The sequence below is a fragment of the bacterium genome (genome assembly GCA_019695305.1).
Lineage (GTDB): Bacteria > UBA10199 > UBA10199 > UBA10199 > JAIBAG01 > JAIBAG01.
This window is the reverse complement of sequence record JAIBAG010000019.1, coordinates 1-26,824: the sequence shown is the minus strand read 5'-3', so window position 1 is coordinate 26,824 and position 26,824 is coordinate 1. Positions and strand designations below refer to the sequence as shown.

The following is a 26,824-nucleotide window of genomic DNA, read 5'->3' as shown; positions in this document are numbered from 1 at the left end:
AACAGTAAAGTGTAAACACAAAGGATAAGAAGTTATCCGGTATTTTTACTGTTTTTAAAAAAAAATCTTGCAAATGCCTAAGACGGGTTCAGTATGAGATGGTGTTTATAAATGAGGAGGGTGTATGTCCAGTTTTTTTAATATGCAGGGGTTTATGCCCCACGGCCATTGTTATTTATGGAAACCTGAACTGATTGGCCTGCATGTCATATCCGATGTGATCATTATGCTGTGTTATTATTCTATTCCTTTTTTGCTGGTTGTTTTTATTTTAAACAAAAAGAAAATTCCCTTTAATTGGCTGTTTATTATGTTTGCTCTTTTTATATTAGCCTGCGGCACTACCCATTTGATGGAAATCATTAATGTGTGGGAAGCCTACTACACGCTTTCTGGCATTATTAAATTAATCACAGCCATTGTTTCGCTGGCTACAGTTGTGTGTATGATTAGAATTGTTCCTAAAATTTTAACAATGGATAACAAAGGGCTTTTGTTTATGTCGTACAACGAGTTGGTAGAAGAGGTAGATAGGCTGCGAAAGGAAAAAGAGGAATGGATGAAAAAAAATAACCAATAATAAGTTATGGCTATGCTTTCACACAGTAATAAGGATGCAAAAAACCAAGATACTTGGCTTGTGGTATTTATTCTGTTGTTTTTTACGCTTCTGTCTCTGGTTTTATTCATGATTGATTGTCTTATTAAAATAGTCAATTTTACCAACGGGTTTTATATCCTTATTTGTGTAGCCATCATCATCATTCATGCCAATAAAAGAAGTATTATTTATATTACAGCCCTCATTACTTTTTTGATGATAGCGGGCTACTTTATTCATCATGGCTACGTATTTAATCAGGATGCGTTTTTACGTAGAGTTGTTTTAGTGGCTGTAGCATGGACGGTAGCATGGCTTGGTTTTTTTAATATACGTATTCAGGAAGAAGCAAACTTGCTGGAACAGCGATTTCAAATTATTTTTGAATCTACGCCTAATGCCCTTATTTTAGTAAATCAGGATACACGTATTATTATTGCTAATAACCAGGCTAAAAAAATGTTTCTTTATCCTCAGCACACACTGGTGGGTCTCAAAATAAATAGTCTTATCCCGGCTCGTTTTCATTCTAGCCATCACCAAGGTGTGCAAGGTTATTTAAATAAGCCAGAAACAAGGCGTATGGGTGTTGGGAGAGATTTAAAGGGATTGCGATCGGATGGAACAGAGTTTCCGGTTGAAATTGGGCTTAATCCTCTTTACATCAATAACACTCTCTATATTTTAGCTTCTATTATTGATATTACCGATAGAAAAAAACTTGATGAAATTCGTGACCATTTTTCGGGTATTTTAGCGCACGAGCTGCGCACGCCGCTGGCGGTTGTATCGGGTATTATAGATAACCTAAACGATGGAATGGAAGGCCCTGTTAGCGAAAGTCAAAAACAAATTATTGGTATTGCCAAAGATAATTTAGATAGTTTGCATGATATTATTAATCATCTTTTGATGATGAGGCGTTTTGATAAAGGTAATTATAAAGTGAAGTTGCAAAAAAATGATTTGGTTCAGCTGTTAAAGCGTATTGGTCTTGGTTTTTTTAGGTTGGGCCAGGCACAAGATTTAAACGTGATTGTGGATGTGCCAGAAGCTTTGCCAGCGGTTATTTGTGATATGGCGTTGTTAAAAGAAGTTATTTATAATTTGTTTTCTAATGCGTTACGGCATGCGCAAAAAAGTATCGTGTTAAAAGCGTGTGTAATGCAAAATGATACTTCTAAGGTATGTATAACCATGCACGATGATGGCCCTGGGATGTCTGAAAAAAGTATGAAAGAAATTTTTCATCAGCCCACTCAAAAAATGCATTTATCTGTAAACGAGCACGACGGATTAGGTTTAGGGCTTCCATTGTGTATTGAAATGATGGCATCGCAAAATGGAAAAATTTGGGTTGAAAACCAAAATGGATGCAGTATTCATTTGGCGTTCCCAATTGCTTAATGTTGGGTTTTATTGATTTGATTTTGAATAAGATCGAAGAGTTCGGAAATAGGTTCCGATTTGGTGAAGTAGGCATCTATTCCTAAATCGGCACATTCGGCTACTAAATCGTGGTAGCTATAAGCGGTGTAGGCAATTACCGGGATGTTTTGTAATTCGCTATCTTGTTTAATCATGCGGAGCAGGCTTAAACCACTTACCTTGGGAAGTCCCATATCTAAAATAAGAACATCGGGTTTTTCTTCACGGCATAGCTGGATGCAATTTTCTCCCGTATTATCTACTCTGCAGGAGTAACCAAATTTTTTTTGAGCGCGCTTGGTGATAACTTGACACAGGTTTTCGGAGTCTTCAACCAGCAGTATTTTTTTTGGAGTATTTGAAACTGTTTGGAGATGCATAAAAAATTCCCCCTGCATGCTTAAACAGACTAGCACTATTCATTGTAAAAATGAATGATTTTGTCAACTTAAAGTGTAGTTTTTATAAAATCCGTAATAATAACTGGATAGTGGATAAAAATTAGTCCCTGCATACGAGTATTTAATTGTATGAGATGGTTGTGATATGTACTTTGTATTTTAAGTTCTTTAAATGCTTATAATTACAGAGGGGCAGGGGTAAGAAAAGGGACAAATGTGTGGGTAAAACAGGAGACTTTTTGACCTCAAAAAAGCTTAGGAGAATCAGATTGACACCAAGACCATCTTCCAATAAAAAAGGGAACTTACCTCATTTTGCCACAAGCAAATGACGTAGATTCCGACTTAGCTCAGTCGGTAGAGCAAGCGGCTGTTAACCGCTAGGTCGCTGGTTCGAGTCCAGCAGTCGGAGCAAAAAAATCCTCGGTCTCATCAGAGATCGGGGATTTTTTTTGTTTTGACTCTGGCGAGAACCATGTTCGACGACCGAGGGCGCAAAGATGAGCGAAGCGAAATCAGCCCGAGGAAGTTTCGTAGCGAAGCTAGATTCCAGCAGGTGGAGCAAACGAAAGCCATTATTTTTGAGGGCTTTTTTAGTTGATTGTTTTTCAAGTGTTTGCAAGCGTGCCTGGCACCGGGATATGGCTCTAATATTACAACAACTTTTGCAAAGATTTAATGAATGTGAAGCCAAAGCAAAAGAACTTCACCCAATTTTTAGAGGCCCCCTTTGGGGTAAGCTTAAAGCTTATCCACTCCACGTGCTGTTCTTTAAGCTGTTATTTAAGCTTTGCCCCGGTGCCGAACGCCATTGGCTGGTTAAAAACAGCCTCTTCACCGGCAATACATTTTATACCGAAGCTTACTTTATGGATTATTATCTGTGCGGCATCATAGGCGAAGATAATGAACGCGCGTTAACAAAATGGCTTTTGCAGAATGTGGGACAAAAATCCGAAGTGTTTTTTGATGTAGGGGCCCATTATGGTTATTACAGTTTGGTGGTAGCCACTTTGCTAAACAATAAGCCCCATTCCATTTATGCTTTTGAACCCACGCCCACAACCCAAGCGGTATTACAAAAAAATTTACACGTTTGTAAACATGCCCAACTTGTTAAAACAGCTTTGGGCCAGCACAATGGAGAGCGCCCCCTAAATATTTATGCAGCCGGCAGCAAGCGCGGTTCTAACTCGTTTTTTTTGCAAGACCCTGTGCACAATACCACCTTCCCATTAAGCGTGCCCATCCAAACCATGGATGAATTTTGCAAACAGCACAACATTTGGCCCACACTCATTAAATTAGACATTGAAAATGCCGAACTGGATGCGTTGCTGGGAGCCCAGCACGTTTTACAAAAAGCCAAGCCCCGTGTGCTGATGGAAGTTTGGCCTCATCCCAATAACAAGCAGCATCAACAAGCGGCTTACTTGCTCAATAATTTGGGTTATACGCTTTATGGTTTAGATGAGTTTGGCCAAACGCATTTAATTAATTTAAACACGTGGTTTAAACAGGTGAGTAAAATAGAAAATATAATTGCTCTTGTATGAAACTAGGTATCGATTTAACAATTTTTAGAACTTACCAGGGAACCGAGGTTTTTACCGAAAACCTGATGGCGCACTTTGTTCCCAAAGCCATCAAAGCCGGACATACCGTGGTTATATTTAAAGGGTATAATCAGTTTTTATTTTTAGATGATTTGGCCAAAAAGTATTCAGCCACAGAATTTAAAGTAATCAATTTTAAACACGGGCGCCATGCGCTTGGGGTTATGTTAACGCAGCAGTTATTGCTGCCATTACTTGCGCTGCGGCATAAATTAAATATTTTATACAGCACCGCACCCTTTTTTAGTTTTTTAGCGCCCTGCCAAAAAATTAATACTATACACGATGCCGCTTACGCACAGTTTAAAGAGTTTCGTAATATTTTATCCAAATGGTATATTCAAACTTCCATTTATTTATCGCACTGGCTATGCAAGCGCGTCATCACCGTTTCGGATTTTTCTAAAACTGAACTCATTTCAAAATATAGTTTCTCCGGCAATAAAATCGTTGTCATTGGCAATGCGGCCCCACAACTGCCTGAGGTAACTGAGCTACAAGACGATACTCTGTTGCAAAAGTATCAACTTAAACCAAAGCGTTATTTATTCTATGTAGGCAGTTTAAATGAACGTAAAAATATAAAGGGCATGATGGCGGCTTTTGATGAGTTTTGTAAAACGAGGCAGCAAGAAGAATGGCAGTTTGTGTTAGCAGGCAACTACAATTTAGATAAAGTTACTCAACCATTACCGCAGGTAAAGTTTATAGGGAAAATTTCTAATGAAGAAAAAGTAGTGCTTATTCGTAATGCCGCTCTCATGTTGTTTCCATCGTTGTATGAAGGTTTTGGTTTACCGGTTTTAGAAGCTCAACGGTTAAACTGCCCCCTCATTACCAGTAACACAACAAGCCTACCCGAGGTAGCTGGGGCTGGCGCTCTTTTAGTAGATCCAAAAGATATGCAAGCCATTGCCAAGGCTATTTCATCGATAGTAAATCAAGAAATTGATGTGCCCGCCTTAATCAAGCGCGGACAAGAAAACCTGGGGCGTTTTTCGTGGGAAAAATCGGCCGGTGTTTTGCTGGAGACTTTGATCAGTGCGTAAGTCAGTTTATGGCTATTTTTTATTTTTTTTAGCTAAATAATTTCCGGCCGATATAACTTTCCGTCCTGTTTTTGCTTCTAGTTCTAGCCTGGCATTTTTGGCAATACGGCCACCTTTAGCACCTGCCACTTTATTTTCATCCATTCCCGTTGCTGTAACACTTTCGGCAATTTGCCGTGTGGATAGTTCGGCAAGAGCCGTAAAAATAAGTTCGGCTTCACTCATGTGGTCTCGCAGGTTTTGAGATTTTAATCCCTTAAGAGCTTTATGTTCTTTAACCGAAACATCCGCCCACTCCTGATGAATGATATTAGTGAGAATGGCAAATTCATCTCCTTCTTTAATATCATGATCTTTCCAATAATCGGTCAGTTTGTTGCGGGTTTCCTGCCCCATCATGCGTTGCTGAATCCACTTTTCACTTCGACCATGTTTTTTCCAGGTATCACGCGCCCGATCGAGTGAACGAGATGGATCGGCCATTTCTTGCATACGCTCATAGCCCACTTTTGCAAGCCACAGCTTGATAGGTTCGGCCTTGGGGCTGGGGACGGATTGGATGAGGCGCAAAAGAGTTTCGGGATTAGCTACGTCGGTAAGGCGTAACTTGCCGTCTTCAGCTAGCATTTTCAACTGGTTACATTTTGTAACCACTTCACTTCCTTCCTTAATAAGCCGATTTTTAAGTACTTTCCAATAGTTTCGAGCCGCTTGATAATCGCTCTGTTGGATTAAAGCCTGCACAACATCCACAACCGAAAAAAGCCAAGTATCGCTTTCTTCATCATAACTACGCCTAATTTTGTAACCTTCAAAAATAGCTAAATTGTCTTTCATAAAAGTCCTTTGTATTTTTGAACGCTACTGGAGCCTGCGTTCACATTGCAACGAAAAAACAACTTTTTCCCCAAGGATAAATTCATATCCAATTCGCTCATCAAAATAAGCGATAAAATTTGAAGAATGCGGTGATTTTTGCTTGATCTGCTTGTGGAGGGTGAGTAGGGATTTGGGGTTGTTTGATTTTGGGTTTTGCGCGTGGCCGGCACCGGGATGTGAATAAGTTACTTTGGTAATTTCTTGCAGATAAGCTCTAAAAATATTTTCACCTGTGCCCGCATTTCTTTAAATTCATCATGACTTACCGGTAGTACAGCATCATAAAGCATAGTGTTTCGGGTTTTTCGCATCAGTTGCATCACTTCAAAAAAATCATCATCTACTTCCTGTTTGAGCAATTCTTTCGATTTTTCAATAATGGCAATGTGATGCCCTGGTTGCGCGCGCGGGCGCAAGCCATGTGCATGAAGCAAGGCTAAGCAGGCCTGCAAAGCCGATTCGTACAAAATTTCGTAGGCAATATCAGGATTTTTAGAAGCCAAATCTTGAGCAACCCCCAGTTTTTCGAGGGCCAACTTATAAAACAAAGCGATTTGCTTTTTATCGATATTAACAGGCTTAAAATTTTGTGGTGCCGATGAGGTCATATAACGGGCACGATATTACCCCCAAAAACATCCTGAATAAAAGCATCTTTTTTCTTTTTACGATTGGCAAATTCTTTGGAACTTAAAATACGGGCATGGATTTCGCGCCCTGTTTGCAGTTCAACAGGTTTAAGGCATTTTTGCACTTTAAGTGCCGACACACCCCCAATAATCAAAACATCAATATCGCTATGTTGATCCATTTTATTTTTGGCGTAAGAGCCATAAATAAAAGCCTGCTCAATATCGGGCAAAGTTTGCAGTTTATTTTTAATAAGCTGGTCTATGCTTTGAGTGGCTTTAAAGTAGCTGGTAACAATAGGGGTAAGGGCATGATTATGATTAAGTGAGAGAACCTTATTACGCCCCTGCACAACCACATTTAAAAGCCCCAATTGCTGTAACTTGTTAAGATCACGCGATAAATTACCGGCATCCACCTCTAAATGTGTAGCCAGCTCACGAACATGATGAGCACTTTGAGGATTTTCCATAAAATACCTCAAAATACGCAAACACGACTTTGACCCCAAAATATCCATGTAATAAATTACAACATATGTTGTATTTAATTACAACATATACTTTTGCCCGGCCCAAGGATAAATTCATATCCAATTCACGCATCAAAATAAGCGATAAAATTTGAAGAATGCGGTGATTTTTTCTTGATCTGCTTGTGGAGGGTGAGTAGGAATTTGGGGTTGTTTGTTTTTTATTTTTCGCTGCGTTTTTACACATGCCTGGCACCGGGGTTATTTAAAATGAAAAATTATATCTATAGAATCTTAGAAAAATTACCATCAAAAATCTTTTCCATAAGTATTTTAACGCTTATCGGCCTTGCAAGCGCAAAAGTCATTCATGTCTTTACTCAATGTATTTTACTAATAGAGGATTTTTCTACCCCGATACTTACTATTGTGGCCCTTGTCGTTCTTATAAAATTGTTATTATATCTGGAGGGATTATGGCCCAGAAAAGGAAAATTAAAATCTTTTAAAAAAAGATTTGGCTTGGGGAGTTCTTTTCGAAATATCGAATTGCTTTTAATTATAGCTTTATTTTTTCTGATTCTATCAAAAGAAGAAATACTTAAAATCAATACCCTTCAAAAGGTAAATCAACTATACGATGTAGCCATTGTATTTATTGCTTTTGCCATATCAATTAGGTTAATTTTTTTATTTTTGGAGCCTTGTGCTGATGATTTAACCCCAAAAGGAAACGCTTTATTAAATCCATTTGATGATCACCCATTAAGCTACTCTGACTTTATTAGAGTTAAAAGCGCATCAAAAGTCGAAGATTTGACATTTAAAATTAAAACAATAATTCAAAGCTCTCATAATTCGAGAGTTATTGGTATTCAAAGTCCTTGGGGCTCGGGAAAGACATCTTTTTTAAATTACTTAGAAAAAGAACTTCTTATCAAACACAAAACAAAAAGTATTCGATTCAATCCGTGGCCTGTTTTTGACGTCAAAGACCTGTATGAAAAATTTTTAAGATCGCTTTTTTCTGTATTCAGAAGCGATGCACGAATTCCCTTGTCAGTGCTTAATAATTTGAAGAGTTACTGCAACAATTTATTACGTACTTCCATGGGAAAAATAACAGATTTAGAATTCCGGAATGACAATCAAACACCTGATGACATAAAAGGCGCTATAGGAGAATTTTTAGAAGAATTAGCGAGCCAAAAGGTAATTTTTATAGATGATTTAGATAGGATCAGCGGCCAGGAAATCTTAGCTATTCTTGGATTAATTAAAAATCTGACAGACTTTAAAAATATCACCTATATCCTTTTTTATGACAGAGCTCAAATTGAGGGCCTGTTGACACTAGAAAAAATACCCCCAACCTATCTTCAAAAAATAATCCAAATAGAATTAGATCTCCCAAGAATTAATGAGCCATTTATAAATGGGTACCTCATATTTTTACTGACCGGTCTTTTTACCCATCATTTTATACTACAATTAGGATTTGATTCTTTTGAGGATAAAATTTTCTTAGAAGTTGAAGAAGGCTATTATAAATTGGATGAAACAAAAAAAGACTATATCAAAAAAAATTCTGATCTAAATTGGTTTTTAGAATTCCAAAAACATATTCCTGCTTCAAAAATTAGGGAAGTTCAGGACAGAGAAAAATACTCAAAACTTGTAAGAGAACTTTATAGCTTAAGTATCCGAAAAATAATTAGATCTGTAAGGGATATAAATCGTCTATTTAATCGCATTTTTTTATCCTTACAAATTGAAGAAGAAATAAATATTTTTGACTTGGTAATCCTTGAAATTATTTCGATCGCCAACAATTCAATCCGCCAAGATATTTTTAACAACCGTTCTAATTATATGGATACAGGATTTTTTGAATTTGATTTTTCAGACTCAGCAAAATTTAGACTAGAAGATCAAGAAAAGATAAAAAAAATAGATTCTGATAGAATAAAAAAAATAATAAATGATAAAAATCTTGAAGAGCCCTTAATTACTTTGTTAGCCTCAATCTTTCCTAAAGTAGCTGAGGTTTTTAACAAGAGATATGAAGATGATGTGTTTGAAGATAAATTTTCTCGTATTTCACACCCCTCAGCATTTCATCGTTATTTTACAAAAGAAGTCAAACCTCTAACTCTGACCAATGCTCAGATTTACCCAATGCTTGATAGATGGACAGAAGTAAAAGAAAATAGAAGGGGGATGATTTTTTCAGATCTTTGTAGATTAGTAGACGAATATGGGATTAAACATACATTGAGTCGCATCTATCAATCCCATTTAAAAATTAAGGCACTTGGAGAGGACATGGGGGTGGTTTATTGCCAATTGCAACCCTCAGAAAACTGGAATGCACTTCAAGGGAAAGAAGAAAATCATACCTTGGCTTATGAATTTCTAAAAATTTTAGAAAAAACAGACACGTCAGAGAAAGCTATACAAAATATTTTCGATAGCACTTTTCAGCTTACATCTTACGATTTTAAATTGTTTGTTCTTAAAATTTTAAAAAATGATGCCCATGGCAACTACTATAAAATCAAGAAAGCATTAGATTTAAAAAGGTTGATTGATATTCTTACCAAAGACATAGCCGAAAAAATTTTAGGAAATGACCTAAAAATCTTTTCTGATTTTACAGGAACCAATCTTCCTGTGGCGTTTAGCATAATATCCAAATTCTCGACTGATCCTAGATTCAAGGAGTGTCTTAAAAAGAATCTCAATAAAGAAAATATTGAACAATTTTTAGCATTTCATAGTGAGCATAGTAGCGAAATTGAAGACAACGGCAAATTAAAAATTGTTTTAAACATGGAATCTCTGGAGAGATTTGACGGTGACACTCTTTACTCTTTGGCTAAAGAGCATATAAAGTCTTTTGAAAAAGAAAAGTCATCGGCTTCAGCTTTCTTTGTAAAGAACTATACGCCTAGTCATAGTCCCGGTGCCAGGCACGCACAAACCCCCACGAAAAATAAATAGAATTACTCCCATTTTTGTTTCATTATGCCCAATGTTTGAAAACAGCCTCATCAAGGAGAATTAAGTACCAGGTACAATTTAAAAAACTATAAATATATGTAATTATTAATAAAATAATTTGTATTTACATTATAAATCTTATTATATATCCTCTATTTGTGGATACGCCCCTTGCCAATGAGTTTTTGGATGTTTTTACCGAACTCAATTCTTTTATTGAAACATGCAATGCTCAGGCCCGTAGTGAAGGTTTGGCTCTTATTCCAACTCAAACAATTCGTATTGTAGGGCAAACAGCTTTACTCCTTACACCGCTCCCTTTTAGTGTTGCCTCCAGTATGGATTTAGATGTTATTTCTACACTCGATTATACGGTTTCAAAAAAGTTGGAGGCGTTACTTGTAGAAAAAGGTTTGCAACTGGAAAAAGATGGTCATTTAATATGGATGCCATCTCAAACAGAATACGACACTCTTTTTAAACTGCCCTATGTAGAAGTAGAAAAAGCCAAGCCCGAATTTGTAGTGGCTTCAAAGTTTAAATTTAAACGCCCTAAAGACCAAAAGCTTATTAAAGATTATTTGGAAAGTTTTCCCGATAAAAAGGACGTTATTAAAAAACTGGCCGGAATTTAATATGGACCCCATCACACAAAAAGTACTGGAACGTTTTTGTTACGAAAAACTTCTTATGGCAAGCGGCATTACACCCAAACGGGTTCGCATTACTTTAGAAGATATATTTCATGCCACCCCCTACGAACCACGCATTGCACAAGCCCTTCCCGGGCTTTTACTTTACAAACCAAGCGTTGTTTACAAACTAAAACGCGATTTACCGCATCACCAAAAACTTGTTCAACTCCTTGCTGTGTTATTCGACGAAAAAAAACGCCCCAAAGATTTTTTAGGTATTCCTGTTGCCGATTGCGTTAAAGCAGCCCTTATTTATAAAAATTTTCTAAAGGCCAAAACACAAAAACAAAAATCACGCACCATTACACTACGCCTAAGCCCGGACGACTACAACAAACTTACCTTGTTAAGTAAAAAAACAGGCGGAGGATACTCAGCACTCATTAGAAAATTTATTGAAATGTATCCAAATGCTACCCCGGAGAGCCTGTGAAAATCTTACAATGTGGCCAGTTTTATCCTCCTCATATTGGTGGCATCGAGGTGACTACTCAATATATTGCAGAGTGGCTTAACGAGGCAGGAATTAAATGTGATGTGCTGTGTACGAACGATAACAATAAATCCGTTCAAGAAGAGCACCACTCTCATACCGTCTATCGCTCCGCTTCTTTAGGGATGGTTGCTTCTGTTGTTTTATCTCTTCCTTATATAAAAAAACTAAAATCTCTTACGCCTAATTACGATATCCTTCACATCCACGCGCCCAATCCTCTGGCCAATTTAGCTCTGCTCTTTGTACCCAAAAATGTAAAAGTAGTCCTCCATTGGCATAGTGATATTGTAAAACAGAAAAACTTACTCAAGCTGTATGAACCCCTCCAAGAATATTTGCTTAAAAGAGCCAATGCCATCATTGCCACTAGCCCCAAATATGCCGCCGAATCTCCGTATTTATTGCGCTACAAAGAAAAAGTAATTTCTATTCCTCTAACAATTGATACCAAGCGTTTAGTTGTTAACCCGCAAATAGTACAAGAAATTAAACAAAGGTTTAAAGGCCGCAAAATTATTTATAGCTTGGGCAGGCTTGCTTATAACAAAGGGTATAATTACCTTATAGATGCGGCCACGTATTTGGATGATTCTTATGTGGTGCTTATTGGCGGTGATGGGCCGCTTAAACAAGATTTAGAAACGCAGATTAAAAATTTAAAATTAGATAACAAAGTAATTTTGTTAGGCAAAATTCCCGAGGCCGATTTAGGTAGTTATTATGAGGCCTGCGATTTGTTTTGTTTAAGTTCCACCCAAAAAACCGAGGCCTTTGGCTTGGTGTTGCTGGAGGCCATGAGTAAAGGAAAACCGCTTGTAGCTACAAAAATTTTAGGCTCGGGGGTGGATTGGGTGAATCAGCATAACGAAACAGGGCTAAATGTAGAGCCTAACAATGCCAAAGATTTAGCCAGTGCCATAGAACAAATATTAAATAATGCTGAACTGTATGAAAAATTTAAATTGAATTGTTTGAAACGATTTGAAAATTATTTTTCTAAAGATAAATTTATGGCCAGTTTAATTCAACTGTACAAACGCCTGGCGTAAAGAAACAGTAAAAACATCCCCACAAAAACAAAAAGACTTTTAGAAAACTGGGCTGCCGGGTTAAGCCTGCACCCGCTCACAAAATCGGCATCGGCCGCACTTCCGGTAATAATTGTACCTCCGTCTCCTTCATCATCCCCTTCACTTCTGGCACCAAAAGTAACTGTTCCTGTAGAAACAACGCGGGTGGTAACGTTTAACGTGGCCGACTGACCAGCGGGAATGGTGCCAATATTACAAACAACAGGATTAGTGCCGGTGCAGGTAACGGGAGTTGTGGATCTTGACACAGCAGCATTGACAGAGGCATCGCTTATTTCCACTTCGGCCGAAACAAACTCCAGGCTATCCGATAAAGTAAATTCGATGGTGGTATCGGTACTGTCGCTGTCTGCTGTATTGGTAATGGTAACCACAAACACGGCTTGCTTGTTAACAACTATAGACGATGGGGATTCAATGGTAATTTCCAGGCTTGATCCAGAGCAGCTGGATGTAGCAAACGTGATATCTTCACCATATGCTGTACCCGTCTCATTAGTAGCAAAAGCACGATAATGATACGTGGTGCCACAGTCTAAATCTTCGGCTGCCAACTCAAACTCTTCGGCACCAAATGCACCCGTTTCTTCTACACTGTCACCGTAATCGGTTGTGGTGCCAAATTCAAAACCACGGGTAGCAATATCGCTGGTACCGGCATCGGTAATGGTTCCTGCTAACAGAGCGCTGCTGTCATCAACATCTACCGCTTCGTCTGTAACAACTGTTGGAGTGGTTCCTTCGTAAACAACCGTCACATTGGCCGCAAGCGACACATTACCTACGGTATCCAAGGCAAACAGGCTGTAATAATAGGTTCCATGTTCTAAATCTTCATCGTCGTAGGTGGTAACAGTTAAATTTTGAGCTACTAAATCGCCTTCATCCAAATTTGCCGGAAAAGCGGTGGTGTCTCTGAGAATGGTAATAGAATCAAAATCGCTAACGGGATTAACCCAGGTTAAGGTTACAGTTCCATCATCCGATACTTCTGCCGCAACCGATGTGGGAGCGCTGGGCGGTGTGGTATCTACCAAGAGTACAGAAGAATATCCGGCGGAGGAAGTATTGCCGTAAGCATCCACAGCATACAGCGTGTACTCATAACCTCCATCGGCAAGCCCCGTTTGTTGATAGCTTGTGGTTGAGTTAGGAATACTGGAAGCAACCGTTGTTTCAACGCCGGCATCCACACTGCGCTTTAAAGTAAAAGTGCTGGTACCACTGGGCACATTCCAGGTTAAGTTAATGGTGTTTCCATTGGGCAAATTAAGTTCGGCCGTAATACTTGGTGCACTAGGCGCTGTGGTATCAATAGTAAGCGTAGAAGACGTGCCAGCATTGGAAATATTGCCGTAGGCATCTACAGAAAATATTTTATAGGCATACGTGCCATCTGAAAGACTGGTATCGTTATACGTTGTAGTAGAACTGGCAATGCCCGTTTGCACATTGACATAACCGCCACCGTCTGTACTGCGTTGCAAGGTAAACGTGTTGGTTCCTGAAGGGGTATCCCAAGTTAAATTGATAATATTGCCATTGAGAGTGGCTTTATTTGCCGTTAAGTTGGGCGCGCTGGGGGCTGTGGTATCAATGGTAAGCGCCGAAGAAGTTCCTACACCAGAACTGTCGCCGTTTGAATTGACTGCATAAATTTTATACGTGTAAGTGCCATCGGATAATCCTGTGTCGGAGTATGAGGTGATGGCGTCGTCGATGTTGGTGTTGATGTTAACATCAGAAGTACCGTCGTTTCGTTTTAAAATAAAGTGGTCGGTACCAGTGGGGACATCCCAGGATAAATTAATGGTACTGCTATCAAGCGCAGGTTTTGAGGCCGAAATGCTGGGGGCAGCAGGTGCTGTAGCCACGCTTAATTGCACGCCGGCGCTGCTAAACCCATCGGCCGTTTTGTTAAAAATGGTGTAGTAATACGTTGTACCCGCCGATAAACCCGTCACATCGAAGCTGGTGTCCGTGTTACTGGAGGTAACAGCACTGCCATCCGTGGCCGATGTGGGATAGGATGATGTGCTGCTGCGGATGGTGGCTCCGGCAAAGTCGGAGCCGGAGGCATTAGAATCGACAGTCCAATTTAAAGTTAAGCTTGTGCTGGCAATGCTGCTAGCCGTAAAAGTTGTGGGGGCGCTAATAGGTGAATAGGTACGCGCAGTACCTGAATTATCGATGGTACTTACCTCTCCTGTTGACTGGTTAAAACCCATAGTCACCACATTGGCAGTTGTTAAGGCCCATAGGGTGCTACCTGCTGGAGAGACTTTATAAACTCGGGAGGGTGATGAAACGTAACTATAACCACCGCTGCTAACAGCAAGCCCATTGGGGCTACCACCGCTGTTAAGACTGGTGGCAAGCGAAATATCCGTGCTGCCGTTAACGCCAACGCTCCCGGTTGTGTAATCGGTCACCTTTCGGAGCGTTCCCGTTGTTGAGACATAATAAAGCGACGACCCGTCGACGGCCATACGGATAGGTGTTGCAACAAATTTGTAGGTTGTTCCCACAGACGTTAAATCCGGATTGTATCGGTTGGCCGTGGCGCCCCTATTGTTGTAAACATAGCCATCGGAGCCCAGCGTCACGCTGGTTGTTCCGCTTGTGGCTGCAGCTTCGGCAACATAAGTGGCCGCGTTGCCACTAACGGTGTATTTGTAGAGCTTAAAATTGCTGTTGCTTATGGCGATGTAAAACGAGCTGCCATCTATAATGAAATCGGAACTAGCATGGGTTGAAGGGGCCTGATCATAAGAAACACTTGAGACTGTTGATAGATCGGACGTAACTTTTAGAAAAGTACTGGTGCTGGTTCCAAGCACATAAATTGAGCCATCGGATGTAACCCGCATTGCTTTGGCAAGGCCGTTGATGTTAGAGCTTACAATAATGCCGCTGGAGGAAACATATTTTGCAACAACAATAGCAAACGCTGATGAGGGCAGAAAAAGGGACGCTAAAAAAATAAACACCAAAAAAAAGCGGGTAAAAGTGAAAGGTTTATTGATGTTCATGAGTGACAAAGTATTATTTTTTTAACTTTTTGTAAGTATCAGAGGTTAATGGAAAAAGCTTTCTTTTTCTATTGATTTCTTTAAGGTTCCGCCATGCCATTTTCATTTCGTTTACTTGCCCAGTGGATACTGTGTGCTCTTGCCTTGGGCGCATGCCTTGTTTTTGCGCCACAACTGAGCGATTACGCCAATTTACCCCAAGGAGTTGTGTTGCAAGTGGGGGCTGCCTTAGCCTTGGCGCTTTCCTTGTATGGCTTTAGAGACAAAGCTTTTCAGTTTGGTTTTTTTGATATTGCTGTTGCCGCGTGGATTATATGGATGGGATTATCGCTCTTATGGACGCCAGATACTAATCATGGGATAAATCTTTGGGCACAATGGCTGGCAGCGACTGGCCTGGCTTTAGCCTGCGGAAGATGCCAAAGTACTGAAGGATTTACCCAAAAAATTCTCACCCTTTTTTTTATATCGGGCGCGCTTGTGGCAACGGTTGGAATTTTTCAATTTTTACTGCCGCTCAAAATGGACTGGATCCCCCTTACCAAGGGGCCTGCCGCCATGTTTGGCAACCGCAACATGGCAGTGGAGTATCTGTTGCTTACACTTCCTTTGGGTTGGGTTTTGTTTTTAAAGGCGCGCTGTCCATTTAAGATTTTACTCTCCGGCTTGGGATGTGCGCTCATCGGTGTTTTCTTTACCTATACCTTAAGCCGCACAGGAATTTTATTTTCGGTCTTTCAGGCCTTGCTACTTGTGGGATTTCTTATTGCAAAGCGTACGCGAGCCTTGCTTTTACCCACCGGTTGGACGCGCTTACACACATTAGCTGTTGCCTGCTGCCTGGCAGTTTTTCTAATTTTGTCCAATTTAACATCTCATGGTTTTGAGTGGCGATGGAAATCGGCGGCGCAAGAAACTGAGAAAATGAAACCTCCGCTTTTTCACGAAAAAGGTGGAGTTTTGCCAGATGAGCGTACCATGCTGTATCAAAATACCTGGGCGATGGCCAAAGACAGGCCCGTGGCAGGTTTTGGTCTGGGCAGTTTTAAGTCGCTTTATCCGGCCTATGCAAGAAGCAACGTGGTTGACCCACATTTTACTCTAGATTTTCAACCTGAAGAAACGCACAACGACTTTTTGCAATTTTGGGCCGAACTGGGGGCTATTGGCGCTTTTCTATTTGTAGCCTTGTTGTTTTTATTTTTTAGAGAGGCATGGACGGGCTTAAACTCGCCCCACGCAGCGTGGTGCATGGCCATGGGGTTAGCCGGCATAGGGCTTGTTTTAGATGCGCTGGTGAATTTTCCCCTGTATCGCGGGCCACTACCACCTTTTGTTTTTTTGGTATACGGCGTTTTGATGCGCAACAAACGTTGGGAATGGAAACCAAATACACGGGTGATGAGTGCTATAGCAATTACTTGTGTGCTTCTCTGCATGATAGCCCTCTCTTGGGGAATTACACGCCTTGCCGCCGATCGCCATCTGGCAGCCTCCTTTAGAGCCAGCGAAAAGCAAGATTGGCCGCGCGCTTTAAGCGAAATTGAAGCGGCACATCAGCTTGATCCTGGCAACAAACTGATCCTCTTTACAGCGGCATGGACAAATACAATCACGGGCAACAAGGCTAAAGCTGTTCTTCTCTACGAAGAAGGTTTGAAGCACTATCCTTATTCGCCCAATCACTTGTGGAACGCCGGCATGACCTACATGGACTTGGGCCAGCTTGACAACGCTTTATCTTATTTTAAAAGAGCCATTACCGTTTTGCCAGACGAAGCAGGCTTTCATTTTTACCTGGCTGTCCTTTACAGAAAGCGCGGCGAAATGGATAAAGCAAAAGTAGCTTACGATAAGGCTATCAAACTAAATTCCGAATTAATTTCAGTGCCGCTGCAATAAGGCGGCAAGAATCTCTTTAGCCTGGGTGTCATTGGGATTGATAATGAGGCATTGCTTAAAGGTGTTAATGGCTTCGGGAATTTTGCCCATGTTACCGTAAGCAAGGCCCAAGTTGAACCAAGCCCCTATAAATTGCGGGCGAATGGCAACAGATTTTTGATAGGCCTCCGCGGCATTTTCGGGCTGTTTCAAATTTAAATAACTGTTGCCTAGGTTGTACCACAAATCGGCGTTATTGGAATTTATCTCCAAACCCTTTTTATAATAATCAAGAGACCCTTCAAACTGTCCTTGCTCGGTAGCTAACACGCCCAGGCCTAAATAGGCATTGTCGTGTTTGGAAACAATTGTGAGTGCGGTATTAAAATGCTGTGAGGCCTCCTGGTACCGTTTTTTGTTGATGAACGCAAAACCCAGGTTGGTGTGAGCCGCAACCATAGTGGGGTTACTAAGAAGCGCCTTATTGTAATAAGGAATGGCCGCATCAAAATTTCCTTCGTTAGCAAACGTAAAAGCCAAATTATTGTAAGCGCGGTAATTTTTATAAGCGGTGCGAGTATCGTGAGTATCAATTTTATTAACGGCATCTTGCCATACCTTTTTTTCCGAATCGAAAGTATTAAGACGTTCATGCGTTAACATGATGAGTATGGCTAGATACGCAACAAACAAACCCACCTTGGCACGCGGCCACGCATACCCTGCCAGGCGAGCTTGAAAAAGAGCCGGAAAAAATAAAAACAAAGCACTCATCCATAAATAACCGCGGTATAAAACAAAAACTTCCGAAACACGTATGCCGTAAAATTCTGTAACAAATAGAACCAGCGGAAATAAAAAACCCAAGCCTGCCAGTGCGGTAATTTTATTGCGGCTTAAAAACACGCGCGCACTTACTACCATAAAAGCAAAAAACAAAATAAAGGTGAGTGTATACGGCCAAAACCAAAATGATGTTGCAAACGGCAATTGTGTATCAATGCTCATAAGGCGCACATCGGGGATAAGCCACAAATAAAGATAACGGAAAAAAGCGTAAGATTGCGTGACAAAATTTAGAAGCGGCAAATTGAGATTCTGGGATGATAGAACCTGCTGTTTGTGCAACAGTTCAATCATCTGCACGCCTTCCGGCTCGTGCTCTAAAGTGGCAATACCACTCATATCTTTGTGGAAAAGAATTTGTGCAATCACCAGTAAAAACAAGGCGTAAACCCAAGAGTGGCGTTTTAAAGTTTTAAAATTAAATCCCTCCATCCAAATTGTTAACAGAAATGCAATGCCGGGAATGGCCACACAATGCTCTTTACAATGAATGGCCACGTAAAATGCGAGTACCGACAAGGCAAACCAACGTTTGCGTCCCGTTACGAGTCCTTTGAAATAAAAAATGAGCGTCACGATGCTGAATAATGTTGCCATCACAATGGTGCGCTGGGCGAGATAGGCGGGGCCGTAAACCGTGGCGGGGCTTAAGGCAAACGCCAAGGCCGCAAAACATGCAAGCCAGGTAGGATGAATTATTTTGTTATTTTCTTTGATAGCTTCAAACGCGTGTATAAAAACGAGGCGAAAAAAAACATACAACACGCCTGCTGTGAGAACGTGCAAGATAACGTTAATAACGTTGTGACAAAACCAATCGGTGCCCAAGTACATGTCGGTAAGATTAAACGTGATAAGAGAAAGTAGCCGCGGGCTTAAAAGATTAAAGTTTTCGGCATACCGGCGCAACTCGGCATCACTTAAGGCTGTGGCTGAATCAAAAAAAATGGGATTATTGAACGTTTGCCAATAAACGGCAAAAATGGCGGAAGCAATTAGCGTTAGGCACCAAAGAGGGGCGATATTACGCTGAAACCAAAACAAGCTCCCTTGCTGCACTGAAGCTTTAAATCTATTTCTCTTTTCCACCTCTTTCTGTTAGTCAGGTTTTTAAAAAAAACAAAGACTATTTTTTTGTATTTTAAAAAACACGTATGACTAAGAGATTTTTCGATATCATTATGGGCTTTTTTTTATTGGTTGTTTTCATGTTGCCCATGATGCTTGTTGCTTTGGCTGTTAAACTCACCTCCAAAGGCCCCGCCATTTATTGGTCGCAGCGCATTGGCCGTTATAGTCATCTTTTTAAAATGCCAAAATTCCGCACCATGTATTTAGGGACACCGGCATTAGCCCCTCACTTGCTCTCAAACCCAAACACCTATATCACGTCTATTGGTAAATTTTTGCGCAAAACAAGCCTGGATGAACTGCCGCAGTTATTCAGCATTTTAAAAGGAGACATGAGCCTAGTAGGGCCGAGGCCGCCTCTTTTTAATGAGGAAGAGCTCATTATGCTTAGAAAAAAAGCCGGTGTAGATCAAATACTCCCGGGATTAACAGGCTGGGCCCAGATTAATGGAAGGGATAATTTATCGCCTATGCAAAAAGTAAAATTAGATGAAGAATATCTCCATAAAAGATCCTTTCTTTTTGATATCAAAATTCTTTTTATAACGCTTTTTAAAGTTCTTCATGGAACGGGGATAAGTCATTAAAAAAGTCAGGTTTTTATTGGACTTTCTTTCTTGGTTCATCCACCCTCTTTATATGAAAAAAATTATTACTTTCCTTGGTTTGTATTTATGGGCCTTTAACACTATGGCCATGGGATTGTGTGATAAAGCCGAAGTTACTTATTTTTCATGTCCTGTTAAAGGTGGAAAAACTCTTTCGGTTTGCGGCAAAAAAGCAGGCGAAACACTTACTTTTTTGCAATACCGTTTTGGTACAGCTCAAAAAAAGGAACTGGTTTATCCTGCCGATAATGCAAAACCCAGTGATGCTTTTGATTTTTCACATTATTGGCGTCTGGACCCTGCCACTAACGAAGATTTTTTGTCGTTTATTATTATTGATAGCAGTTTTAACAGCACAAGCTATACCGTTACATCCGCATTTTATGCCGCTACCATATCGGAAAGCGGAAAAGCCGAGTCTAAAAAGGGGGTACAGGTAGAAGTGCAAAAATCGGGGCAGGATACTAGCCAAACCACTTTTGTAAAATGTAACACACCCATTACTAATCAACTTGATCAACTTCAAGGGCTTGTTGAGTAGGCTTTTTTAATTTTTACTCTAGCGCCATGACACAACCACACACAAGCTTTGCCTCTTTCGATTTAGACCCTGCCATTTTACAAGTACTGGAGGAGCTTGGTTTTTTAAAACCTACACTTATACAAGAGCAAAGTATTCCTGCCTTATTAGCGGGCAAAGATTTGATTGGCCAATCTAAAACCGGTAGCGGAAAAACAGCGGCGTTTGCGTTGCCTATTCTTCAACAAATTAAGCTGGAGGATAAATACGTCCAATTTTTGGTGTTGTGTCCAACACGCGAACTGTGCACACAAGTGGCTCGCGAGATTCGTAAATTTGGCCGCAATCATCCGGGGCTTCAAGTTCTTGTCTTATCCGGCGGCATGCCCAAGGGTCCGCAAAAACAAGCGCTCCAAAAAGGCGTGCACATTGTTGTTGGCACACCAGGCCGCCTCCTTGATCATTTGAATATTGGAGCACTTGATCTTGCGCATATTAAAACACTCATTTTAGATGAAGCCGACCGTATGCTGGATATGGGCTTTAAAGATGACATGGAAGCTATTTTAGCAGCTGTTCCCAAAGCACGTCAGACGGTATTTTTTTCGGCCACTTTTCCAAGCTCCATTAAAGCCTTAAGCCGGAAATATCAAAAAAACCCTGTAGAGATTACGGTAGAAAACATTCCAGAAGAAAAGACAGAAATCAAACAACTGGTTTATAAAGGTGAAGAGCGTCTTAAAGTAAAAACACTTTTGACGTTATTAGAGGAACATCAGCCGGAATCTGTCCTGATTTTTTGTAATCAAAAAATTACCACTGCCGAATTGAATGAAGCTCTTTTAAATGCCGGTGTTGATAGCGATTGTTTGCATGGCGATTTAGAACAAAATGATCGCGACCGGGTGATGGCTAAATTTCGCAACCAAAGTATACGCGTTTTAATTGCCACCGATGTAGCCGCCCGTGGGATTGATGTAACAAATTTATCGATGGTCGTTAATTTTGATTTGCCTCTCTCCGCCGATATTTACACTCATCGCATTGGCCGTACAGGGCGTGCTGGTAAAGCAGGTCTTGCTTTTACCTTTATTACTCCACGTGAAGAATCAAAACTCACAGCGATTCAAAACCATACCAAAGCGGCATTACAGTTTTATACAATGGATGGTGTGGAAAATATAAAGCGTATCCACTTTGAGCAAGCTAAAATGGCTACCTTGTTTATCTCAGGAGGACGTAAAGAAAAAATAAGGCCGGGGGATATTTTGGGTGCTCTTACGGGAGAAGCCGGCGGGCTTGATGGAAAGGATATTGGAAAAATAGAAATTCACGATCGCTTTGCGTATGTGGCGGTATCTAAAAAAGTAGCAAAACAGGCCTTAAAAAGCCTGCAAAGCGGGCGCATTAAGGGTAAGCGTGTGCGGGTAGAAACGGTTGAATAGTCTTTGTATTCTCGTTACCAGATAAAATCTGGATAATTGTTTCCATCGACTTTTTAGACCCCATCAGGGCTTGATGACTAATTAAAGGGAACGGCAAAGTTTTAATTTGAATGTTTTCGGTCCAGTTAAGGCTTGCACTTTTTTGAGTGGCTACCAAATCGTTGTGGGCATGAATGGAATAAACCTGTGTACGCGTAACAGGAGAGCTCCATAAATCGATCAATAATTTATTAGATGGTAAAATCTGCCAAATCGACCTGGAAATAGCACCAATAAAGGGCGTAAGAAGCATGGCTGCCCATGTCCCTTTAAAAGGAGTTCCAAGGGCAATAAACTTTTTAGTATTTAAATGGCCCCCCAGTTTTTTGAGATAATAAAGCCCCGTAATACCTCCCAAGCTCAGCGCTAAAATATCGCATTCATCCGCATTTTCATTTTTCAAAACCTGATCTACGCCTTTTTTTATGCGTGCGGCAATTTTTCTGACGTCGGCAATATTAAGGGGAGGGAGATCGATAAGGTGAGCGCTAAATCCAGCGCGATTAAGCATCCACTTAAAAGGAAGGTTACTGATCTTAGGTGCCAAAAGACCATTGATGAGGATGACAGGGCGTTTTTGTTGAGTTTTTTTCATAGTTTTATGAGTTTTTATCATACCTCACATGCTGAAGGGGTCAACTCTTGAAACTTGAAATTATCATACAAGAGTCTTATTTTACTTTTCCAAAATTTAAGGTTAAACCTTTTTTATATGAATACTCAATGTCCCAAATGCAGTTCCAGTTACGTTTATGCCGAAGGTGAATTATGGATTTGTCCTGAATGTGCTCATGAATGGAGTTCAGAAAACAAGAATGAAACAACAGAGGCTGGCCTTGTAGTAAAAGATGCAAGTGGTAATGTTTTAAAAGATGGTGACTCGGTGACCGTTATAAAAAATCTGCCTGTAAAAGGCGCTTCTCAAGACATTAAAGTGGGCACCAAGGTTAAAAATATCCGTCTGGTAGAAAGTAGTAATGGCCACAATATTTCGTGTAAAATAGAAGGCTTTGGAGCTATGGCTTTAAAATCGGAGTTTGTGCGCAAAGCTTAATAACTCTCCCTGTAACATATGTTCTGACTATCTACGGTGCACACTTCTCTAAATTTTATCATTTTGGGGAGCTACCACCACTTTTTTGACGGCTCACCTGTGCCTCCAGCAACTGTAATATTTATAAATAGCTAATTTCCTTAAACTTTAAAATGTTATTTAGATGCAAGTTGTGGCGCATTTTTTGCTGAAAAATAAAATTAGCAAGCGGGCAAATGGGAAATTGTTAAAAATGGAGGAAAACATGATACGTTTTTTCATTCGCTTTTTGATGTTATTTATTTTTGTGGCATTCTCAGGGCCGGCGCAGGCAAGTCTCACCAATGTAAGTCATTTTTTTACCAGCAGTCTGGCAGAAAGTATTGCTTTTAAGGGGCATTACGCCTATGTGGCAGATGGGTATGCAGGAATCCGAGTTGTTGATATTGCCAACATCAACAACCCTATCGTTGTTGGAAATTTTTCGGTAGAAAATAACATTCATGATAGAACTCTTGATATCAAAATTAAGAATAACTATGCCTTTGTAGCGGATGGTCATGCTGGCCTTCAAATTATTGATATAACAAATCCAGCCAGCCCCACTCTGGCAGGGTCTTACCCGACCAATTATACCCTCAGTGTTGCGATCCAGGGCAATTATGCCTTTGTAGCGGAGCAATATAGCGGCCTTGAAATTATTGATATAACAAATCCAGCCAGCCCTACTCTGGTAGGGGGGTACGACACACCCGGACAGGCATACGGTGTTATCGTTGAGGGCCACTATGCCTTTGTAGCGGATGGTACTGCTGGCCTTCAAATTATTGATATAACAAATCCGTCTAGCCCTATTCTGGTAGGGTCTTACCAGAATTCCATAGAGAGAGCGAACATCGGATTCGCTCAGGATGTTGCTATCCAGGGCAATTATGCCTTTGTAGCGGATGGTACTGCTGGCCTTCAAATTATTGATATAACAAACCCAGCTAGCCCCACTCTGGTAGGGGGGTACGACACACCCGGAATGGCATACGGTGTTATCGTTGAGGGCCACTATGTCTTTGTAGCGGATGGTACTGCTGGCCTTCAAATTATTGATATAACAAATCCGTCTAGCCCCACTCTGGCAAGGGGATACAACACGCTTGGATACGCAAAATATGCTGCTGTTAATAGTACGTACCTTTATCTTGTTTCTGATACCGACATTTCAATTTTAAGTTTATCCAGTTTTGCAAACCCAGATAATAATCCTCTTATAACTCAGTTTCGAACGTCGGGGAATGTACGTGATGTTGCTCTGAGCGGCCACTATGCCTTTACGGTGGACTATATAGGCGATTTTAAAATTATTGATATAACAAATCCGTCTAGCCCCACTCTGGTCGGGTCTTACCCGACCAATTATACCCTCAGTGTTGCGATCCAGGGCAATTATGCCTTTGTAGCGGAGCAATATAGCGGCCTTGAAATTATTGATATAACAAATCCAGCCAGCCCTACTCTGGTAGGGGGGTACGACACACCCGGACAGGCATACGGTGTTATCGTTGAGGGCCACTATGCCTTTGTAGCGGATGGTACTGCTGGCCTTCAAATTATTGATATAACAAATCCGTCTAGCCCCACTCTGGTCGGGTCTTACCCGACCCATTTTGCCGTTAGTGTTGCTATCCAGAGCAATTATGCCTTTGTAGCGGATGGTAGTGCTGGCCTTGAAATTATTGATATAACAAATCCAGCCAGCCCCACTCTGGCAGGGTCTTACCCGACCCATTTTGCCGTTAGTGTTGCTATCCAGAGCAATTATGCCTTTGTAGCGGATGGTAGTGCCGGCCTTCTAATTATTGATATAACAAACCCAGCCAGCCCTACTCTGGCAGGGTCTTACAACTCGGTTGGATATTTAAAAGACGTTGCTATACTTGGTAATTATGCTTTTTTGGCAGAATACAATAATAATATTGAAGTTCTCAATATTTCTAATCCTGCAGCGCCAATTTTAGACTCCCAAACACAAGGCTCTGTTAGAGGTATGGAACATTCTTCAGCTCTTGCTGTTCAAGATAATCAAGTTTACGTTGGCGATTATGGCTTATTTATACTCAATTTTGAACCGGAAACAGGCCCACCTGCTGGTGAAACGCCTGCTGGTGAAACACCTGCTGCTGCATCGCCTGCTGGTGAAACGCCTGCTGCTGCATCGCCTGTTGGTGAAACACCTGCTGCTGCATCGCCTGTTGGTGAAACACCTGCTGCTGCATCGCCTGCTGGTGAAACACCTGCTGCTGCATCGCCTGCTGGTGCTGGTGGAGGAGGTGGTGGTGGATGCCAGTTACAAAAAACCACGGCTCATTTGACATCTCTTTATGAGCTTGGGCTATTCAGTATATTTTTTCTAGCCCTCATTTTTTTGCGGGTGTTCCAACGGGGGTCGAGTGGCAACGGCATACACCGTCATCATCATTAGCGTCAGAATAGCAATTTCATAGCATCTGAATTGTCCGATGACTCTTGTGTTAAATATCTAATTTTAAAAGACATTTTTATTAAAAGCACGGGTGTAATCTTTTCTTAAATTCGCGCTCCCCGATAACAGTTTGTTGCCAATTTGTATGATAACTCAGTGTTTTAAGAGCATTTTTTGCTCTATTTTGGCCGATAATAAAAGTGGGGTTTGGATTATTTGTTTATGGGGAAAGTACGTCAAAATTATCACGATAAAGCGGCTTTTTTATCGGCCCAAAATGAGGGGGCATTTCAAAAACACCCCAAAAAAGCACCCAAGGTTTTGGGGCGTCCTGAAAATAAAGGGGCATATTTTACAAACGAGACGCTTCCTTCATTAACACCCCCACCTTCAAAGTTTTCTTTGCCTCTCCATCTTAAGCCACAGCTTCATATGTCGGCTCAAGAGCAGGTAACCCTTACACCAGAAGGAGTTGCATTTTTAGATACTATAAAAAATATGCAGGATTTGTTGGCCGTTTTAAAAGGATATCCCGCCCAAGCTTCTACACTTTCTAAGCCATCAATACCTTCTTTAGCTCCTGTTTATTTTGGAATGCGCTCAACAACAAACAATGAGTCGTATGTTGATCAAATCTATCAGGCAATTTTGTCTGGAGATATGGAACAAGTTCAGAGCATTTATGAAGAGCTTGCAAAAACCGTTGTGGATACCTGGCTTTGTTTATCCAATCCTTCCGATCAGATGCACAGTTATCCTGACATGGTACAAGTGCTTGGATTAAAAATTACGGAGATGCCAAATATAATAAGTGATTTGCCTCAAAAGCTGAGCGATTTGCAAGAGTCCGGTTGTGTTGCGGCAAAACAAAGCAGTGCTGTATGGCGTAATGTGTTGATACTCTTGCTCAACGGTGAGATAGACAATGCCTTAGAGCAATGCAAAGCGGTACAGAAATATTATGATGCTCTTCAAACGCAGCTTGCCAAGGGCACAAGACTAAAAGAGCTTGAGCAAGCAATTAAGCCGTTGGAAGCAAGAGCTGCCCCTTTGCGCGATACTGTGAGCGTCTATAGGCAAGAGCTACAGGAGCTTTTTGCTCATCCACCCTATGCACAAGCCGACGCCGATGTTTTAGGAGACAAAATAACGGTTGTAGAGTCTGATCTTAAACCTATTGAACAACAACTTTTGCCCCTGCTTAAAGAAACCGAAGAAATCCGCTGGGAGCAGGCGGTAGCAAGCCGCAGCCAGGCAAAAATGGGTGAGCGAGTATCTGTATATCTTTTACATCCCGAACTAACGCCCAACGATACCAAATTGCGGGTTTATCTGGAAAAAATAAGAGAAGAAGAAAGAAAACTGCAGGTTCCTCTTGGAGCTTTGAGAACGCGCTTAAGCGAAATAGAAAGCATGCTTGCCGTACTAGACAAGCAAATTGGTGTGGCCCGCGCT

At 40.8% G+C, this 26,824-nt stretch carries 22 protein-coding genes and 1 tRNA gene; 16 read left to right on the top strand and 7 right to left on the bottom strand.

Annotated features, from left to right (window positions below; translation table 11 throughout):
* Positions 1-124: 124 nt before the first annotated feature.
* Together K1X76_09195 and K1X76_09190 are read left to right on the top strand one after the other, a co-directional pair.
* Positions 125-580, top strand: coding sequence for a hypothetical protein (locus tag K1X76_09195; GenBank protein MBX7149251.1), 456 nt, complete (start codon positions 125-127; stop codon positions 578-580).
* A 6-nt stretch (positions 581-586) separates the two neighbouring features.
* The gene (locus K1X76_09190) at positions 587-2,008 is read left to right on the top strand and encodes a PAS domain-containing sensor histidine kinase (protein ID MBX7149250.1); all 1,422 of its coding nucleotides are present in this window, start codon (positions 587-589) and stop codon (positions 2,006-2,008) included.
* Here K1X76_09190 and K1X76_09185 read toward each other — a convergent pair.
* A complete protein-coding gene (locus K1X76_09185) occupies positions 2,005-2,409 on the bottom strand; it encodes a response regulator (GenBank protein ID MBX7149249.1) in 405 nt (134 codons plus the stop codon). The genes K1X76_09190 and K1X76_09185 overlap by 4 nt on opposite strands.
* Before the next feature lie 360 nt (positions 2,410-2,769).
* Here K1X76_09185 and K1X76_09180 point away from each other — a divergent pair.
* The 3 genes from K1X76_09180 (at position 2,770) to K1X76_09170 (ending at position 5,095) form a co-directional block, all read left to right on the top strand.
* Positions 2,770-2,842 (top strand) — tRNA-Asn (locus tag K1X76_09180).
* Positions 2,843-3,071: 229 nt separating this feature from the next.
* On the top strand, positions 3,072-3,986 hold the full coding sequence (locus K1X76_09175; protein ID MBX7149248.1) for an FkbM family methyltransferase: 915 nt from the start codon (positions 3,072-3,074) through the stop codon (positions 3,984-3,986).
* Positions 3,983-5,095, top strand: coding sequence for a glycosyltransferase family 4 protein (locus tag K1X76_09170; GenBank protein ID MBX7149247.1), 1,113 nt, complete (start codon positions 3,983-3,985; stop codon positions 5,093-5,095). Before K1X76_09175 ends, K1X76_09170 begins: the two co-directional genes overlap by 4 nt.
* A 12-nt stretch (positions 5,096-5,107) precedes the next feature.
* On the opposite strand, the gene K1X76_09165 is transcribed toward K1X76_09170, so the two are convergent.
* The 3 genes from K1X76_09165 to K1X76_09155 all read right to left on the bottom strand — a co-directional run bounded on the left by K1X76_09165 (position 5,108) and on the right by K1X76_09155 (position 7,076).
* Positions 5,108-5,932, bottom strand: coding sequence for a hypothetical protein (locus tag K1X76_09165; GenBank protein MBX7149246.1), 825 nt, complete (start codon positions 5,930-5,932; stop codon positions 5,108-5,110).
* Between the two features lie 227 nt (positions 5,933-6,159).
* Entirely contained in the window at positions 6,160-6,582 is a 423-nt protein-coding gene (locus K1X76_09160) for a hypothetical protein (GenBank protein MBX7149245.1), read from the bottom strand.
* Entirely contained in the window at positions 6,579-7,076 is a 498-nt protein-coding gene (locus K1X76_09155) for a nucleotidyltransferase domain-containing protein (GenBank protein ID MBX7149244.1), read from the bottom strand. The genes K1X76_09160 and K1X76_09155 overlap by 4 nt, the downstream gene beginning before the upstream one ends.
* 270 nt (positions 7,077-7,346) lie before the next feature.
* Between K1X76_09155 and K1X76_09150 the strand changes: the two genes are divergently transcribed.
* The 4 genes from K1X76_09150 to K1X76_09135 all read left to right on the top strand — a co-directional run bounded on the left by K1X76_09150 (position 7,347) and on the right by K1X76_09135 (position 12,319).
* Positions 7,347-10,079 (top strand): hypothetical protein, encoded by a 2,733-nt coding sequence (locus K1X76_09150; protein ID MBX7149243.1) that lies wholly within the window; start codon positions 7,347-7,349, stop codon positions 10,077-10,079.
* Between the two features lie 158 nt (positions 10,080-10,237).
* Positions 10,238-10,714 (top strand): hypothetical protein, encoded by a 477-nt coding sequence (locus K1X76_09145; GenBank protein ID MBX7149242.1) that lies wholly within the window; start codon positions 10,238-10,240, stop codon positions 10,712-10,714.
* A gap of 1 nt (position 10,715) precedes the next feature.
* The gene (locus K1X76_09140) at positions 10,716-11,207 is read left to right on the top strand and encodes a hypothetical protein (protein ID MBX7149241.1); all 492 of its coding nucleotides are present in this window, start codon (positions 10,716-10,718) and stop codon (positions 11,205-11,207) included.
* Positions 11,204-12,319 (top strand): glycosyltransferase, encoded by a 1,116-nt coding sequence (locus K1X76_09135; protein MBX7149240.1) that lies wholly within the window; start codon positions 11,204-11,206, stop codon positions 12,317-12,319. Before K1X76_09140 ends, K1X76_09135 begins: the two co-directional genes overlap by 4 nt.
* Here K1X76_09135 and K1X76_09130 read toward each other — a convergent pair.
* Positions 12,295-15,393, bottom strand: coding sequence for a fibronectin type III domain-containing protein (locus tag K1X76_09130; protein ID MBX7149239.1), 3,099 nt, complete (start codon positions 15,391-15,393; stop codon positions 12,295-12,297). The genes K1X76_09135 and K1X76_09130 overlap by 25 nt on opposite strands.
* Positions 15,394-15,486: 93 nt before the next feature.
* Between K1X76_09130 and K1X76_09125 the strand changes: the two genes are divergently transcribed.
* Positions 15,487-17,295 (top strand): tetratricopeptide repeat protein, encoded by a 1,809-nt coding sequence (locus K1X76_09125; protein ID MBX7149238.1) that lies wholly within the window; start codon positions 15,487-15,489, stop codon positions 17,293-17,295.
* On the opposite strand, the gene K1X76_09120 is transcribed toward K1X76_09125, so the two are convergent.
* Positions 17,278-19,164, bottom strand: coding sequence for a tetratricopeptide repeat protein (locus K1X76_09120; GenBank protein ID MBX7149237.1), 1,887 nt, complete (start codon positions 19,162-19,164; stop codon positions 17,278-17,280). The genes K1X76_09125 and K1X76_09120 overlap by 18 nt on opposite strands.
* A 110-nt stretch (positions 19,165-19,274) precedes the next feature.
* Here K1X76_09120 and K1X76_09115 point away from each other — a divergent pair, with 110 nt between their 5' ends.
* From K1X76_09115 to dbpA, 3 genes are read left to right on the top strand one after another with little or no spacing between them, the layout of a single operon-like run.
* Positions 19,275-19,838: a sugar transferase gene (locus K1X76_09115; GenBank protein MBX7149236.1), complete on the top strand. Its 564-nt coding sequence runs from the start codon at positions 19,275-19,277 to the stop codon at positions 19,836-19,838.
* A 52-nt stretch (positions 19,839-19,890) separates the two neighbouring features.
* Positions 19,891-20,400, top strand: a complete 510-nt coding sequence (locus K1X76_09110) for a hypothetical protein (protein ID MBX7149235.1) — start codon at positions 19,891-19,893, stop codon at positions 20,398-20,400.
* Between the two features lie 26 nt (positions 20,401-20,426).
* Positions 20,427-21,824 carry an ATP-dependent RNA helicase DbpA gene (gene dbpA / locus K1X76_09105; protein MBX7149234.1) on the top strand — a complete coding sequence of 466 codons (1,398 nt, stop codon included), beginning with the start codon at positions 20,427-20,429 and terminating at the stop codon, positions 21,822-21,824.
* Here the strand turns inward: dbpA and K1X76_09100 are convergent.
* Positions 21,787-22,458 carry a hypothetical protein gene (locus K1X76_09100; protein MBX7149233.1) on the bottom strand — a complete coding sequence of 224 codons (672 nt, stop codon included), beginning with the start codon at positions 22,456-22,458 and terminating at the stop codon, positions 21,787-21,789. The genes dbpA and K1X76_09100 overlap by 38 nt on opposite strands.
* Before the next feature lie 117 nt (positions 22,459-22,575).
* Here K1X76_09100 and K1X76_09095 point away from each other — a divergent pair, with 117 nt between their 5' ends.
* The 3 genes from K1X76_09095 to K1X76_09085 form a co-directional block, all read left to right on the top strand.
* Positions 22,576-22,917 (top strand): alkylphosphonate utilization protein, encoded by a 342-nt coding sequence (locus K1X76_09095; GenBank protein MBX7149232.1) that lies wholly within the window; start codon positions 22,576-22,578, stop codon positions 22,915-22,917.
* A gap of 244 nt (positions 22,918-23,161) precedes the next feature.
* Positions 23,162-25,369, top strand: coding sequence for a hypothetical protein (locus K1X76_09090; GenBank protein MBX7149231.1), 2,208 nt, complete (start codon positions 23,162-23,164; stop codon positions 25,367-25,369).
* Between the two features lie 207 nt (positions 25,370-25,576).
* The coding region (locus K1X76_09085; protein MBX7149230.1) for a hypothetical protein at positions 25,577-26,824 on the top strand (1,248 nt) is incomplete at its 3' end.

Excerpts from the sequence above, each read along its gene's own strand:
- K1X76_09190 (MBX7149250.1), top strand. The coding sequence starts at position 587 with ATGGCTATGCTTTCACACAGTAATAAGGATGCAAAAAACCAAGATACT.
- K1X76_09170 (MBX7149247.1), top strand. The coding sequence starts at position 3,983 with ATGAAACTAGGTATCGATTTAACAATTTTTAGAACTTACCAGGGAACC.
- K1X76_09150 (MBX7149243.1), top strand. The coding sequence starts at position 7,347 with ATGAAAAATTATATCTATAGAATCTTAGAAAAATTACCATCAAAAATC.
- K1X76_09125 (MBX7149238.1), top strand. The coding sequence starts at position 15,487 with ATGCCATTTTCATTTCGTTTACTTGCCCAGTGGATACTGTGTGCTCTT.
- K1X76_09140 (MBX7149241.1), top strand. The coding sequence starts at position 10,716 with ATGGACCCCATCACACAAAAAGTACTGGAACGTTTTTGTTACGAAAAA.
- K1X76_09185 (MBX7149249.1), bottom strand. The coding sequence starts at position 2,409 with ATGCATCTCCAAACAGTTTCAAATACTCCAAAAAAAATACTGCTGGTT.
- K1X76_09165 (MBX7149246.1), bottom strand. The coding sequence starts at position 5,932 with ATGAAAGACAATTTAGCTATTTTTGAAGGTTACAAAATTAGGCGTAGT.
- K1X76_09130 (MBX7149239.1), bottom strand. The coding sequence starts at position 15,393 with ATGAACATCAATAAACCTTTCACTTTTACCCGCTTTTTTTTGGTGTTT.
- K1X76_09110 (MBX7149235.1), top strand. The coding sequence starts at position 19,891 with ATGAAAAAAATTATTACTTTCCTTGGTTTGTATTTATGGGCCTTTAAC.
- K1X76_09195 (MBX7149251.1), top strand. The coding sequence starts at position 125 with ATGTCCAGTTTTTTTAATATGCAGGGGTTTATGCCCCACGGCCATTGT.
- K1X76_09160 (MBX7149245.1), bottom strand. The coding sequence starts at position 6,582 with ATGACCTCATCGGCACCACAAAATTTTAAGCCTGTTAATATCGATAAA.
- K1X76_09095 (MBX7149232.1), top strand. The coding sequence starts at position 22,576 with ATGAATACTCAATGTCCCAAATGCAGTTCCAGTTACGTTTATGCCGAA.
- dbpA (MBX7149234.1), top strand. The coding sequence starts at position 20,427 with ATGACACAACCACACACAAGCTTTGCCTCTTTCGATTTAGACCCTGCC.
- K1X76_09175 (MBX7149248.1), top strand. The coding sequence starts at position 3,072 with ATGGCTCTAATATTACAACAACTTTTGCAAAGATTTAATGAATGTGAA.
- K1X76_09090 (MBX7149231.1), top strand. The coding sequence starts at position 23,162 with ATGATACGTTTTTTCATTCGCTTTTTGATGTTATTTATTTTTGTGGCA.
- K1X76_09155 (MBX7149244.1), bottom strand. The coding sequence starts at position 7,076 with ATGGAAAATCCTCAAAGTGCTCATCATGTTCGTGAGCTGGCTACACAT.
- K1X76_09100 (MBX7149233.1), bottom strand. The coding sequence starts at position 22,458 with ATGAAAAAAACTCAACAAAAACGCCCTGTCATCCTCATCAATGGTCTT.
- K1X76_09115 (MBX7149236.1), top strand. The coding sequence starts at position 19,275 with ATGACTAAGAGATTTTTCGATATCATTATGGGCTTTTTTTTATTGGTT.